The organism is Rhodothermus bifroesti (assembly GCF_017908595.1).
Lineage (GTDB): Bacteria > Bacteroidota > Rhodothermia > Rhodothermales > Rhodothermaceae > Rhodothermus > Rhodothermus bifroesti.
On record NZ_JAGKTL010000003.1, the window covers coordinates 437,600 to 450,301 of the forward strand.

General features: G+C 55.0%; 15 protein-coding genes. All 15 read right to left on the minus strand.

Annotated elements, in window-relative coordinates; all coding sequences use genetic code 11:
• Positions 1-2: 2 nt before the first annotated feature.
• Positions 3-1,079 (minus strand): EscU/YscU/HrcU family type III secretion system export apparatus switch protein, encoded by a 1,077-nt coding sequence (locus tag J8E65_RS08845; RefSeq protein ID WP_210375382.1) that lies wholly within the window; start codon positions 1,077-1,079, stop codon positions 3-5.
• Positions 1,080-1,190: 111 nt separating this feature from the next.
• On the minus strand, positions 1,191-1,967 hold the full coding sequence (gene fliR, locus J8E65_RS08850) for a flagellar biosynthetic protein FliR (protein ID WP_210375383.1): 777 nt from the start codon (positions 1,965-1,967) through the stop codon (positions 1,191-1,193).
• 3 nt (positions 1,968-1,970) lie between these two features.
• Positions 1,971-2,240, minus strand: coding sequence for a flagellar biosynthesis protein FliQ (gene fliQ, locus J8E65_RS08855; RefSeq protein WP_210375384.1), 270 nt, complete (start codon positions 2,238-2,240; stop codon positions 1,971-1,973).
• A gap of 16 nt (positions 2,241-2,256) precedes the next feature.
• Entirely contained in the window at positions 2,257-3,048 is a 792-nt protein-coding gene (fliP, locus tag J8E65_RS08860; protein ID WP_210375385.1) for a flagellar type III secretion system pore protein FliP, read from the minus strand.
• A gap of 15 nt (positions 3,049-3,063) precedes the next feature.
• Positions 3,064-3,585, minus strand: a complete 522-nt coding sequence (locus J8E65_RS08865) for a FliO/MopB family protein (protein ID WP_210375386.1) — start codon at positions 3,583-3,585, stop codon at positions 3,064-3,066.
• A gap of 63 nt (positions 3,586-3,648) precedes the next feature.
• Positions 3,649-4,521, minus strand: coding sequence for a flagellar motor switch protein FliN (gene fliN / locus J8E65_RS08870; RefSeq protein WP_210375387.1), 873 nt, complete (start codon positions 4,519-4,521; stop codon positions 3,649-3,651).
• Positions 4,490-5,536, minus strand: coding sequence for a flagellar motor switch protein FliM (gene fliM, locus J8E65_RS08875; RefSeq protein ID WP_210375388.1), 1,047 nt, complete (start codon positions 5,534-5,536; stop codon positions 4,490-4,492). Before fliM ends, fliN begins: the two co-directional genes overlap by 32 nt.
• A 4-nt stretch (positions 5,537-5,540) precedes the next feature.
• Positions 5,541-6,083 (minus strand): flagellar basal body-associated FliL family protein, encoded by a 543-nt coding sequence (locus J8E65_RS08880; protein ID WP_210375389.1) that lies wholly within the window; start codon positions 6,081-6,083, stop codon positions 5,541-5,543.
• The gene (locus J8E65_RS08885) at positions 6,029-6,787 is read right to left on the minus strand and encodes an OmpA/MotB family protein (protein ID WP_210375390.1); all 759 of its coding nucleotides are present in this window, start codon (positions 6,785-6,787) and stop codon (positions 6,029-6,031) included. Before J8E65_RS08885 ends, J8E65_RS08880 begins: the two co-directional genes overlap by 55 nt.
• 4 nt (positions 6,788-6,791) lie before the next feature.
• Positions 6,792-7,580, minus strand: a complete 789-nt coding sequence (locus J8E65_RS08890; RefSeq protein WP_210375391.1) for a motility protein A — start codon at positions 7,578-7,580, stop codon at positions 6,792-6,794.
• A 106-nt stretch (positions 7,581-7,686) separates the two neighbouring features.
• Positions 7,687-8,745 (minus strand): protein-glutamate methylesterase/protein-glutamine glutaminase, encoded by a 1,059-nt coding sequence (locus J8E65_RS08895; RefSeq protein WP_210375392.1) that lies wholly within the window; start codon positions 8,743-8,745, stop codon positions 7,687-7,689.
• Positions 8,746-8,759: 14 nt separating this feature from the next.
• Positions 8,760-10,997, minus strand: coding sequence for a chemotaxis protein CheA (locus J8E65_RS08900; RefSeq protein ID WP_210375393.1), 2,238 nt, complete (start codon positions 10,995-10,997; stop codon positions 8,760-8,762).
• Between the two features lie 27 nt (positions 10,998-11,024).
• Complete coding sequence (locus J8E65_RS08905; protein ID WP_210375394.1) at positions 11,025-11,948, minus strand: protein phosphatase CheZ; 924 nt, start codon at positions 11,946-11,948, stop codon at positions 11,025-11,027.
• Between the two features lie 7 nt (positions 11,949-11,955).
• Positions 11,956-12,324, minus strand: coding sequence for a chemotaxis response regulator CheY (locus tag J8E65_RS08910; RefSeq protein WP_210375395.1), 369 nt, complete (start codon positions 12,322-12,324; stop codon positions 11,956-11,958).
• Positions 12,325-12,330: 6 nt separating this feature from the next.
• Positions 12,331-12,696: a response regulator gene (locus tag J8E65_RS08915; RefSeq protein ID WP_210375396.1), complete on the minus strand. Its 366-nt coding sequence runs from the start codon at positions 12,694-12,696 to the stop codon at positions 12,331-12,333.
• Positions 12,697-12,702: the final 6 nt, after the last annotated feature.

Sequence of the window (12,702 nt, forward strand, 5' to 3'; positions counted from 1 at the left end):
GATTAGACCTGTGCGTGGGGGTTGCGGCCACGCTGGCGGTAGATCTCAGCCAGGATGGTGGCCACAGCCAGGTAGAGCTCTTCGGGGATTTCGTGCTCTTCAGGCACGCTATGATACAAAGCCCTTGCCAAAGGCGGGTCTTCAACGATCGGAATGTTGTAGGCCTGCGCCAAGGCTTTGATGCGCAAGGCGCGTTTGCGGATGCCTTTGGCCATCACGCGGGGTGCTGGGGCTTCTGTAGGATCGTAGCGCAGCGCAACCGCATAATGCGTCGGGTTTGTCACCACAAAGTCAGAACGCAATACCGCATGGTCGAGCCGCCGCTTGCGGAGGAGCTCACGCGCTTTTTTGAGGCGACGGCTTTTGACCAAGGGGTCGCCTTCCAGCTCTCGGTACTCATCTTTGAGCTCCTGAGCCGTCATTTTGAGATCCTGGCGATAGCGCCATTTCTCATAAGCAAAGTCGGCAGCCGATAGCAGCAGCAATGCGCCTAGCGCAAATGCGCTCAACTGCAGCATCCAGCGCCCTAGGTTTTGCACAATCACTTCCAGGGGATAAAGGTGGAGGAGCAGGATTTCAGGTAAATGACGCGCAATGACGAAATAGGCAATCGGGCCCACGATGGCTACTTTGAGCAGTGCTTTGAGCAAATTAAACAGGCCGCGTGAAGAAAATAGCCGCTGCAAGCCCTTTGCCGGGCTCACCCGTTCTGGCTTTGGCGCTAAGGGCTTGGCAGTGGGATGCCAGCCGGTTTGCCAGACGTTGACCGCAAAAGCCAATACAAATAGTAAAGCCATAAAAGGAAGCAGCAAGCGGCCTGCCACCTGAAGCGCATCCTGCACAGCCAGAGCAACCGAGGAGGCCTGCAGGGGGAAAAAGGGTGCACTGGCCAAATAGCGCCGCATGGCCTGCTGCAACAGAGCAAAAGCATAGGGCAAGCCTAAAGTCAGGATCGCCAGAGCGCCTATGAGCAGCGCAACAGCTGTGGCTTCCTGCGACCGAAAGACACTGCCCTCCTCGCGTGCTTTTTGCAAACGGCGCGGTGTAGGGTCAAATTGCTTTTGGTCGCGTTCGGGCATACCTCAAGCGGTTCCGTGCTTTCTCGTTACCACAGGTGAAAAAACAGTGCCGCCTGGATAAACGCGTTTCCCAATGCCCATAACACCTGCCCCAGAGGGAAAACCTTTCCTTTAGCGCGGCACAATGGCTTCAAGCAGGCGCAGCAAGGTGTTTTCCAGGTCCCCAAGTAGCGAGAACATCAGCGGGAAGAAATGCTGCACGTAAAAAACGGCAACCCCTAAGCCCACCAGCAGCTTGAGCGGCAGGGCAATGGAAAACAGGTCAGCTTGCGGCACAATCCGTGCAAAGATCCCTAAAGCCACATCAATGAGCAAGATAGTGACCAAAAACGGAGCTGCCAGCCGAAAGGCCAGTACGAGAAACTCCCAGGCCCAGTGCAGGAGCAAAGGGCTACTTCCAGCCAAATAGGCACCGGCTAAAGGCACAACGTCAAACGAGCGGACCAGCACGCGCACTACGGCATGGTGACCTTCTAGGAGTACAAACACCATTAGTGTAGTTAGCGATAGCAGCCGGCCTAGGGGATTGGTACTGTGGGCCTCCAGGGGATTAAACACCTGTGCCATGTGCAGGCCGACTTGAAAGCCAATAAGGTCGCTGGCCATTTCAACGGCCCAAAAAACGACATGTGCGGCAAAGCCCAGCAGCACGCCGGTTAGGGCTTCAATGGCTACCGCTACCATAAAGCCGAGGGCTTGATCAACGTGGGGAGGTAAAGGCGTGCGTACCAGACCTGAAAGGCTGTAGGCCAGCAGTACCGCCAGTAGAAGACGCACACGAACGGGGATGGCCAGTTGCCCAAAAAGCGGCGCAGTCAGCAATACGCCGCTGATCCGTACAAACACCAACAACACGCGAAGCAAGTATTCGGGATTCAGCAGCGGCATGCGTTAGCGGGAAACGTTCGGAATAAACTGCAGCACGTGCACCGTAAAATCGGTCAACATCTGTAACATCCAAGGAGCTAAAAGCAGCAGCACCAAACCAACTGCCAAAATTTTGGGTACATAGCTAAGCGTCATCTCTTGTACCGAAGTAATGGCTTGTAGCAGGCTGACCACCAGGCCAACCACTAAGGCTACGCCTAGCAAAGGACCCACAAGCAGTAGGGCGGTTTTTAGGGCTTCCTGAATCCAGTACAACGCAACGTCGCTATTCATAGCAGCAAAAGCGGTTTTAGGTACCCAAGTAGCCGCGAACGACCGATTCCACAATCAAGTACCAGCCGTCGGCAAGCACAAACAGCAAAAGCTTAAGCGGCAGCGAAATCATCACGGGCGGTAGCATCATCATGCCCATGCTCATCAGCACGCTGGCTACAATCAGGTCAACCAGCAGAAACGGCAGAAAAATCATAAAACCGATTTGGAAAGCGATCCGGAGCTCGCTAATCACAAAGGCAGGTACCAAAATGTAAAACGGCACATCTTCGGGGCGATCGAAGGCTTCGATGCGTGCCAGGTCCATAAAAAGCATAAGGTCTTTTTCACGTGTTTGCCGAAGCATGAAGGTGCGCAGCGGGGCGGCAGCACGCTCCAGCGCTTCTTTTTGCGTAATCTGCTTGTCTAAGTAGGGCCGTAGCGCTTGCTTGTGGATTTGGTCAAACACAGGATGCATGATAAACAGGGTTAAAAAAAGCGCTAGGCCGATGAGCACTTGCGTTGGCGGCGACTGCTGCAGGCCCAGGGCTGTACGCAGAATGCTAAAAACAACAACCAGGCGGGTAAAGCTGGTGGTTAGAATAATAATTGCGGGGGCCAGCGAAAGAATGGTTAAAAGCAGGAGCAGCTGGAGTGGCAGCTCGAAGTCTTCGTTTTCGCCCAGTCGAATCTGAGGCAATGGACCCAGAAGGGACCCTGAGCTTGGTGGGGTGGTTTGCTGAGTGGGTGCCGACTGAGCAAGGGCCGGCGAAAGGAGTGGCCCGCTGAGCAGCCCGATAAGGAGAAGTACGGGGCACGCACGTAGCATAGCAGCTTGCAGCGGTCAGCGACTTAGGGAAACAGGGAGAGACTCCAACAAGCGGGCAAAGGTCGCAGCGCGCACCGCCTCACTGGTTGTTTCGGTTCGCAGTTCAGCCGGTAAAGGTAGACTTTTGAGTAGGGTAATGTGATGGGCTGTTACGCCTAGCACCAACAGTTCCTCCCCACAAGCCACAAGCCGGATTTGCTGGCCTGGACCCAATGAAAGCTGCCCAAGGGGGCGAAGCAGCATAGTGTTGGCTGCAGGGGTAACCCGCCGGCGCAAGTGCAGCGCCCACAGCGCACCACCTGCCAAGACGATAAGAATCAGAAAGTAGCGTAGTAAAAAGCCAGGTTCTGCAGTTGGTGCATGCTGCTGTGAGAACGTTGTGGGATCCGCTGCATCGGCTGGAATTGGAGGGGGACCTGAAGGGGCTGTGGCCCATTGCCACAGGGCCCAAAGGACAAATAACCCCGCAATGAAAAGCAGCAGGCGCCGCCATGGGGCGGGGATCTGCTGCACAGCACGACTTATAAGCGATGGCATGGCACAGCGTGGATGAGGCTCCAAGACTTCTAGGGCTTAGAGCGAACACTGTGCCAGGAACACTTAGATGAGCGTCTTTTCGCGCTGGCGACTGCCCGTAACCAAGTTGGTGATGCGTACGCCAAATTGCTCGTCAATGACAACAGCCTCACCTTCGGCAATAAGCCGTCCGTTGGCATAAATTTCCAGCGGCTCCCCGACCAATTTTTCCAGCTCAATAATGCTTCCGGTCGTTAGGCGTAACACATCGGCCAACGGTAGACGACGCCGACCCAGTTCAACAACTACTTCGAGCTCAACATCGGCTAGGAGCTCAAAATTGCCTTTGAACCCTCCGTTGCCAATGCGCTCTGGCCCCAAGTCTTTAAACGATGCCGGGCGCACCTCGACGGTAGCACCACCTGGACGGGATGCTGCGCCTGCATCGGTGGTCGATGTTTTCTCAGCTACACCAGGAGGAAGCAGCAAAAAGCCGTTATGACGGGTCTCACCAATGTGCAAAGTAAAAGGCAGACGGATAAATGCGGTTGGGAGCGCATCCGGAAGGGAAGCCTTTGTGGTAGGAAAGTTTACTGAAAACGATACTTCAGGCAAACGAACTCCGTCAGCAGCCAAAGCGTTGCGGAGCGCGCCATAGCCTTGGGCAGCTACTTCACTGAGTAAGTCTGCACTACCGGCATCCCCTGCCTGAAGGCTTTCGTTAAGCATGGCTTGGGCCAGCAGGGGTACCCAGTCTGGTTGTAGGGCAATTGCAAAAGGCGCCGGTATACCCCAAATCAACACATGTTGCTGGCTAAGCGTAGGCAGCTGACTGGTCTCTACCGAAGACGGCTCTCCCAGCTCTAGGTTCAAGGATTGTCCTAGGAGCGTTTGTAAAAAGGCTTGCAATGCCTCTCGGGTGGCATCAAGCCGCGGAAGCGCGCGAGGCAAGCTCATCTTCCTCTACAGGTAGTTCAGGGAGAACAACTTCCAAAATACGTAATGCCCGGTATTTACCCGAGCGACCCGGTATGGCTTTAAACTTTTCGTGTTCACCAATGTAAACTTGTATCGGCTCGTTAATGCGCCGTTCTAGGACGATCACGTCGCCTACCTCCAGCGTGAGGAGTTCGCTAAGCGGGATGCGCGTGCGGCCAATTTCGGCTCGCAGCTCAAGCTCGATTTTCTCTAGACGCTCCTCATAGCGCTGACGTACCTGGGGGGGCACTTCGCTGGTGGCGCTGGACATCCACTGCTTCATAGCGCTGTGGCCTAGCATCCGCTCCAGCAAAATGTACGGATAGCAAATGTTGATAAACGAACGCTGTTCGTAAATCGTCACTTCGAACGTGGCCACCAGCGCCGGTTCTACCCCAGGTAAAATTTGGACAAACTCGGCATTAGACTCGAAGGCGATTTCTTCCAATTGAATTTCGTGAATCTGTCTCCAGGCTTTTTCCAGTTCGCGAAAGGCCCGCATCACCACCTTATCCATGATGCGGCGTTCGATCTGGGAGATTTCTCGAGGTTTGCGCAGAAAAATTCCTGGACCCCCAAAAAGCTTTTCCACCGTGTAGATCACGAGGCGGGGGTCAATTTCGACAACAATACGCTGGTTTAAGGGAGTCACGTCCACCACATACAGGGCTGAAGGTGGGGCGCTGGACATGACAAACTCGGAGTACAAGACCTGGTCGATAGCCGAAAGCGCAATATCTACCAAAGTGCGCAGCTGGGCCGACATGTACACCGAAAGATCGCGCGCGAAGGCTTCGTGCACGTAGTGCAAGACGCGCATTTGGTCCTGCGAAAACAGCCGAGGCCGCTTGAAGTTATAAGGCAAAATTTTCTTCTCGGCCTCAGCCGTCATGATCGACTCGATCGCCTCGAGGTCGTAGTCACCGGTTTCGCCGATCTGGTTTCGGACCTCAAGGAGTATGTCGATTTCTTCCTGACTTAGCGGCTTTGCCATAGGACTACTGCAGGACGTACTGCGTAAAATACAGGCGGTCAATTTTTCCCTTGCGGAGGACGCTATTGATCGTGTCGCGCAAGGCTTCTTTTATAGGGGTGCGCAGCTGGATGTCGGCCAGTTCTTCCACCGTACGTTGGCTTAGTAGCTTCAGTACGATGTCGCGTATGACCACTTCTTTTTCTTTGACTTCTTCCAGTACGTCAGCTTTGTTGCTTTCTAGGCCAATGTTGACCATGAGGTAACGCGTGCCGTTTGTTCCGGCAGGGTTGACAATGAACCCTTGTAGCTCGGTAAACTGCCCATACTGGATGGGTTTTTCTTCTTTCTTATCAGGATTCGTGCCAGAAAACCACGCGGCTGCCTGCAGCAGTGTCGGATAATAAAAATAGCTGACCCAAGCGCCTACCCCTGTAGGGCCCAGGGTTAAAACGGCCAAAAGCAGCCCACTTAGCCAGCGGCGCTTGGTAGGTGTTTCCTCCGCTGCTGGGGCTACCGCGTTGGCAGCGTCTGTCGCTTCAGATACGGGTTGGTTTCGTTCTGCCATGGCTCCCAGTTAAAAAGAATCTCTACGCGGCGGTTGCGGGCGCGGCCTTCCGGCGTGTCGTTAGGTGCACGCGGGTGAAACTCGCCATAGCCAACGGCCAAATAGCGCTCGGGGGATAGCGCGCGGGTCTGCTCCAGCAGAAAGCGCACCACGGCTGCGGCCCGTGCAGCTGAAAGCTCCCAGTTGGAAGGATAGCGTGTGGTGCTGATCGGCACATTGTCTGTATGGCCTTCAACGACCACGGATTGAATACGGCTATCGATCATTCCCGCTAGGATGCGTAGGATGGTGCGCGAGGGCTCGATCAGTTCCGCTTCACCCGATCGAAACATGACCGAATCCGTGATGATCAGGTGCAGTCCACGATCGGTCAGGTTCACCTGAACTTTCCCAGCCAGATTGTTCTCCTCAAGGTACTTTAAAAGCTCTTCGTACTTTTGGGCTTGCTCTTGGGACAGCTGTTGTTGCGTTACCACTTGATTTTTGATCGAAGGAATTACCATCTCGCTTTGCAGCAGGCCCGTGCGTCCCTGAAAAAAACTGAGCGCTTCCTGAAATTTTTTCACCTCAACTTCCGACATGGCCACAATCATCACAAAGAACGTCAGCAACAGCGTAGCCATGTCGCTGAAGGTGGTCATCCACGCTGGAGCAGAAGGCTCTTCGTCGTCCTCTTCTTCTAAGTTCAAGGCTTCTTCGGGCATAACCTTAAGCAGCTTTAGCTAGGGGGGTGGTTTCAGCCTCAGGTTTGACCGTGGTTTGTCCTGCAAGCATTTGTAGGCGTTTTTCGATCATGCTTGGGCTGTCGCCCCGAACGATCGACAAAATCCCAATGCGGGCCATTTCCCGTGCTTTTTGCAGCTGCGCCAGTTGAAGTCGGGTTTTGTTGGCTAAAGGCAGAAAAACCAAATTCGCCAGTACAGCACCGTAAAGCGTCGTGAGCATTGCAACAGCCATGCCCGCCCCGATCTGGGTAGGGTCGTTCAGGTTTTGCATCATTTGGATCAGGCCGATTAGCGTGCCAATCATACCAAAAGCTGGTGCAAAACTGCCCGCCGAGGTCATAATTTTGGCAAACAGTTGACGGGGCCTTACCTCCTCAGTTAGACGGGCGCGCAGCATTTCTTCGATTTCTTGCTCGTCGATGCCGTCAACGGCCATTTCGAGTCCAAAGCGTAAGAACTCATCCTCAATTTCCCCCAGTCGCCGGTCTAAAGCCAGCAAGCCTTCGCGTCGGGCTGTGCGGGACAGTTCTGCAAAAAGGCTGACGTATTGCTCCAGATTCGGTGGGGTAAAGCGAAACAAATGGGCTAGGCCCTGTGGAATGGTTTGTAGCTCTTCAAGGGAATACGCCACCAGTAGCGCGGCAATAGTTCCCCCTACCGTGATCAGTACTGATGGGAAGTCAATAAAGATGAGCCAGTCGCCCCCGAGAAAAATCGCGGTAAAAATCAGAATAAATCCAGCGACAAGCCCAATGGGTGCGGACTTTTCCATAGCGGTGCTGTCCCGCAGATTAATCTACAACGCTTCCCCGGTGGTTGGCTTAAAGAGCCGTTAGCTGGCGCTTATAGTTAAAGTATCGACTATCGGAAAGGTCCTCTTAAGATGTGCTGCTGGGTGCTGCTGCTGGCATGCACCCTAAGCCGCGGGCCAGCGTTGGGCCGATTTGTTCCAGGGGCAGCACGGCATCGGCCAGTCCGGCCTCAACGACTGCGCGTGGCATGCCATGGACTACGCAGCTGGCTTCGTCTTGGGCCAACACTTTGCCCCCCATTTGTCGGATTAAGCGCGCGCCTTCGAGACCATCGCGCCCCATGCCGGTCATAATGACGGCTACGACGCGACCATTAAAGGTGCGACACACGCTTTCAAATGTCACGTCTACGGAAGGCCGGTGCAGTGTCGCTGGCTCTGCAGGCGTACGCAGGACTGCTTTGCCATTGGGCATGGCCACCAGGAGATGGCGACCTCCTGGCGCAATGAAAACCCGTCCTGGTTGAAGCAGCATGCCTTCTTCGGCTTCGACGACCGGCAGGGCACTGAGGCTATCGAGCCGTTCAGCTAAGGAACGCGTAAAGTGGGGCGGCATATGCTGCACAACGACAACCGGAACAGGCAAATTGGCCGGCAAGGCCGGAATCACCTGCTGCAAGGCGCGGGGTCCCCCGGTAGAGGTGCCAATCGCAATAATTTGAGCATCTGTAAAATCTAGCATAGGCAGACGCTCGCGTCCTGCGGTGCGGGAGCGCATGCGCAGGTGCGGTCGCGTCCGCGTGATGGCTTTAATTTTTTCGATCAGCTCGGCCCGAATCCGAGAAATCTCGATCGACACGTAGGCATGCTGCTTAGGAATAAAATCGACTGCCCCGGCTTCTAGCGCTTCGATGGTGGCGCGGGCACCTTCCTGGGTCAGCGAGCTGATCATGATGACGGGCACGGGATGCTCCCGCATAATTTGCCGCAGCGCTGTGATGCCATCCATGCGGGGCATCTCGACGTCCAGCGTTACAATGTCGGGTTTAAGCTGGCGAACCTTCTCGATGGCTTCCAGGCCATCCCGTGCGGTATCGACAACGGTAATTTCCGGATCGCCCTCAAGCATGATCGCGAGGGCTTTCCGCATAAAGGCAGAATCGTCTACGATCAGAACACGGATCATAGGGGTTTTCGAGCTTAGGCCATAACAGTTTCGCGGATGCGTTGGCCGTTGCGCAGCCGGTGCGATTCCTGCCGAACGAGTTCGCCAATGTCCAGGATCATCACTACCCGACCATCGCCCAAAATGGTCGAGCCGGCTACACCAGGGACTTTTTTAAGGTAGGTGCCAAGGGGCTTGATAACGATTTCTTTTTGTCCGATCAGGTCATCCACAATCAGACCTAAGCGATAATGCGCAATGCCGACAATGACTGCATAGGAGCGCTCTGGACGGTACTGCCAATCAGGTACCTGAAGCATTTCGCCAATGCGCAGCAGTGGGATAACTGTGTCGCGTAGACGCACCACTTCACGGCCTTTAATGGAGTAGACCATTTCAGGCTCAAGCTTGACGACCTCGATAACTGTATGCAGTGGGATAGCAAACGTCTCGCGGGCTACGCGCACCAAAAGGCTTTGAATGATCGCTAGCGTTAGCGGAAGCTTAAGCGTAAAGCGGGTACCTTGGCCTGGCACCGAATGGATGTTGATCGTTCCATTGAGCTTGGTGATATTGGTTTTGACCACGTCCATGCCTACGCCCCGGCCAGAAACCTTACTTACACGCTGTGCTGTACTGAAGCCGGCACGGAAGATGAGTTCCAGGGCCTCCCGATCGCTCATCTCGGCTGCTTCTTTTTCGGTAATGAGCTGTTTTTCTACGGCTTTCGCTTTAAGCTTTTTGGGATCAATTCCGGCCCCATCGTCTTCCACCTCGATGACAATGTGGTTACCTTCTTGGGCAGCAGCCAGGCGAATGCGTCCCGTTGGCGGCTTACCCTGCGCACGGCGCGTTTCTGGGTCTTCGATGCCGTGGTCAGCGGCGTTGCGGATTAAGTGCACCAAGGGGTCGCTAATTTCTTCGATAAGCGACTTATCCAGCTCGGTTTCTTCCCCTTCGATGATGAGTTCGATTTGTTTATTGAATTCACGGGCTAAGTCGCGAACCAAGCGTGGAAATTTGTTAAACACGCGGCCGATTTGCACCATACGGGTATGCATGACGGCCGACTGGAGTTCGGTGGTGATAAAGTCGATTTGGGCTGTGGTGTCGGCCAGTTCACGCATGGCTTCACCATCGGCACCATTGTGCAGGTCGCTTAGGAGCTGTAACAACCGGTTCCGGCCCAGCACCAGCTCGCCCACCAGGTCCATGAGGTTGTCTAGCCGGCGCACTTCGACGCGGATGGTCTCGGTATGCTGATCTCGGTGGGCAAGTTGGCCATCGCCGCCTGTATTGGGCGAAGTTGCTTCGTTATGCGATGGGGCGGTGACAGGCATGGGCTCTTTGGGAGGGGCTTGGGATTGTGGAGCGACAGCCTGACCCGTGGCTATAGCCTGCAGTTTTTGCAGCGTACTTTCGAGCGCGATGGGATAGAGGTTGCGGTCGATGACCTGTTGGAGGAGGAGTTTCATGCGGTCGAAGGCTTCGAAGAGCACGTCCATCATCGAAGCTTCGAAGGCGAGCGTGCCGCGGCGCAGGCGGTTGAGCACGTCTTCGAAGTGGTGGGCCAGGAGGCTGAGCTGCTCCAGGCTCAAAAACCCCGAGGTGCCTTTGACGGTGTGCACTGCGCGGAAGATTTTATCGATCAGTTGGCGGTCGGAGGGGTTTTTTTCGAGCTGGAGCAGGTCGGCTTCGAGGTCTTCGAAGATTTCGCGGGTTTCGACCACAAAACTCTCTACAATCTCCCGCATCTCCTCCGAAAACAAGTGGGCTGCTAAGGCCTTCAGGGTATTTTCCGACTCGGGAGGGGGTGCGCTGAGCGCAGTCAAACCTGCTTCGGTCGGTGCCGACACAGGGGCTAGCGGTTCTCCTTCGGCGATGGCCTTAAGCTTACGCAGAATATCTTCTAAGGGAAGTGCTTGCAGGGTGCGATTTTCGACCTGTTGGAGGAGGAGTTTCATGCGGTCGAAGGCTTCGAAGAGCACGTCCATCATCGAAGCTTCGAAGGCGAGCGTGCCGCGGCGCAGGCGGTTGAGCACGTCTTCGAAGTGGTGGGCCAGGAGGCTGAGCTGCTCCAGGCTCAAAAACCCCGAGGTGCCTTTGACGGTGTGCACTGCGCGGAAGATTTTATCGATCAGTTGGCGGTCGGAGGGGTTTTTTTCGAGCTGGAGCAGGTCGGCTTCGAGGTCTTCGAAGATTTCGCGGGTTTCGACCACAAAACTCTCTACAATCTCCCGCATCTCCTCCAAAAAGATCGGATGCTCGCTCATGGCCCGTGGGTGCTCGCTTTGATGTTGTTAGGACCGTGGTTTATTAAAAAGGGCATCAATTTCGTCTTGCGAAGCAGGGGTTTTGCCGCCAAAGAGGGCATCGATTTCTTGCTGCGAGGTCGGTGTCCCGTTAAACAGCGCGTCGATTGCGCTTTGAGAAGTTGGTGCGCTACCGCTAAAGAGGGCATCGATTTCGTCTTGCGAAGCCAGGGGCGCTTCAGCTAAATCTCCTTGTTGGAAGGCTTCGATAATGGCGTCAGCCCGCTGCTGGCGTTTCCCGCTTCGGTCGTAGTGGGCATGCGGGTCGAATGTGCCTGGAGTAAACAAACTGGCCATGTCCAGTCCTTCGAGAACTTCGCCTCCTAGGCGTTGGATCAGATGCGCCATGCGTTGGCGCACAGACTCGATGAGGTGGTTGACGGCGGCTAATTGCTGGGCCGTGATGTCTTGCACCTGAAGCGCCAGCATAATGCGGTTCATGCGTTCCCGCACCGAAGCAATAAGGCGATCTTGGTGCACTAAAGGTTCTTGAAGGGCTGCGTAAAGCTGGTGGCGTGTGGCAAAGCAGGCCTCCAGTTCTGCCCGTAGCGCACTGGGCAGGCGTTGCTGCAGCTCTTGATCAAGCGCAATGAGCTGTTCGAGGTATTGCGGTGCTTGGCTTCGCGATTGGTTAAATTCGTCCAGCTCGCGCAGCACCACATCGATCAGGTCCAGGATCTCCGTTGTGGCCATTTCCGTGGCCTGCGTGACGCTTTTAAGCTGCGAGCTGGCCTTGGGCATTTTTCGTGTGCTATCGGCCAACGAATCGTTGACTTCTTCTAGAAGCGGTGAGATTTCCCGTAGGAAGTAAACCACTTCTTCAATGAACGGAATGGCCCGTTGTCCTAAGATGAAAACAGCCCGTAGCTCGTTGAGCTTAGAGAGCAGGTCGTGAATGTGCTGCGTAGCCATAATTGCTTTAGGCAGTTTTGAGAATCAGGTTGATTTTTTCGCGGAGCACTTCAGGAGTGAAGGGCTTAACGATGTAGTTGTTCACGCGTGCCTGCATGGCGGCAAGCACGTCTTCTTTCATGCCTCGGGTAGTGACCATCAGGATAGGCAGGTTGCTCAGGCGACTGTGGTTTCGGATAGTCCGCGTTAGCTCCAGTCCGTTCATGTTGGGCATGTTCCAGTCGGTGATAACAAAGTCGACCGTTTCCTGCTCGAGTTTTTCCAGTGCATCGACGCCGTCGCCGGCTTCGATCACGTCGGTATAGCCGATTTCACGGAGCGCATTGCATACAATGCGCCGCATGGTGGGAGAGTCGTCAACGACCAAGAATTTCATGGCTCCTTACGAGATAAATTTGGCAACTTCGTACTGTAGGCGTTGGGCATCAAAAGGTTTGGTGAGGTAGGCTTGCACGCCCAGTTGCTGGCTTTGGCTGACCAGCTCGGCATCTTCGAGCGAGGACAGCACCAGGATAGGAATGTGGGCGTACTCCGGGTCTGCGCGAAGCGCCTGCACCAGCCCTATCCCATCCAGCTTGGGCATATTCAGGTCGGTAATGACCAGATCTACCGGCGTTTGGGCCAGTTTCTCTAAAGCTTCTAGGCCGTCGCAAGCTGTCAGTACCGTTAGGCCCTGCGCACGCAGGGCGAAAGTGACAAACTTTCTTGCGGTGCTGGAATCGTCGACGACCAGAACGGTCTTGGCCATAGCCCT

What these genes read in the sequence shown, in the direction of transcription:
- J8E65_RS08845 (WP_210375382.1), bottom strand. Translation starts at nt 1,079, where the DNA reads ATGCCCGAACGCGACCAAAAGCAATTTGACCCTACACCGCGCCGTTTG.
- fliR (WP_210375383.1), bottom strand. Translation starts at nt 1,967, where the DNA reads ATGCCGCTGCTGAATCCCGAATACTTGCTTCGCGTGTTGTTGGTGTTT.
- fliQ (WP_210375384.1), bottom strand. Translation starts at nt 2,240, where the DNA reads ATGAATAGCGACGTTGCGTTGTACTGGATTCAGGAAGCCCTAAAAACC.
- fliP (WP_210375385.1), bottom strand. Translation starts at nt 3,048, where the DNA reads ATGCTACGTGCGTGCCCCGTACTTCTCCTTATCGGGCTGCTCAGCGGG.
- J8E65_RS08865 (WP_210375386.1), bottom strand. Translation starts at nt 3,585, where the DNA reads ATGCCATCGCTTATAAGTCGTGCTGTGCAGCAGATCCCCGCCCCATGG.
- fliN (WP_210375387.1), bottom strand. Translation starts at nt 4,521, where the DNA reads ATGAGCTTGCCTCGCGCGCTTCCGCGGCTTGATGCCACCCGAGAGGCA.
- fliM (WP_210375388.1), bottom strand. Translation starts at nt 5,536, where the DNA reads ATGGCAAAGCCGCTAAGTCAGGAAGAAATCGACATACTCCTTGAGGTC.
- J8E65_RS08880 (WP_210375389.1), bottom strand. Translation starts at nt 6,083, where the DNA reads ATGGCAGAACGAAACCAACCCGTATCTGAAGCGACAGACGCTGCCAAC.
- J8E65_RS08885 (WP_210375390.1), bottom strand. Translation starts at nt 6,787, where the DNA reads ATGCCCGAAGAAGCCTTGAACTTAGAAGAAGAGGACGACGAAGAGCCT.
- J8E65_RS08890 (WP_210375391.1), bottom strand. Translation starts at nt 7,580, where the DNA reads ATGGAAAAGTCCGCACCCATTGGGCTTGTCGCTGGATTTATTCTGATT.
- J8E65_RS08895 (WP_210375392.1), bottom strand. Translation starts at nt 8,745, where the DNA reads ATGATCCGTGTTCTGATCGTAGACGATTCTGCCTTTATGCGGAAAGCC.
- J8E65_RS08900 (WP_210375393.1), bottom strand. Translation starts at nt 10,997, where the DNA reads ATGAGCGAGCATCCGATCTTTTTGGAGGAGATGCGGGAGATTGTAGAG.
- J8E65_RS08905 (WP_210375394.1), bottom strand. Translation starts at nt 11,948, where the DNA reads ATGGCTACGCAGCACATTCACGACCTGCTCTCTAAGCTCAACGAGCTA.
- J8E65_RS08910 (WP_210375395.1), bottom strand. Translation starts at nt 12,324, where the DNA reads ATGAAATTCTTGGTCGTTGACGACTCTCCCACCATGCGGCGCATTGTA.
- J8E65_RS08915 (WP_210375396.1), bottom strand. Translation starts at nt 12,696, where the DNA reads ATGGCCAAGACCGTTCTGGTCGTCGACGATTCCAGCACCGCAAGAAAG.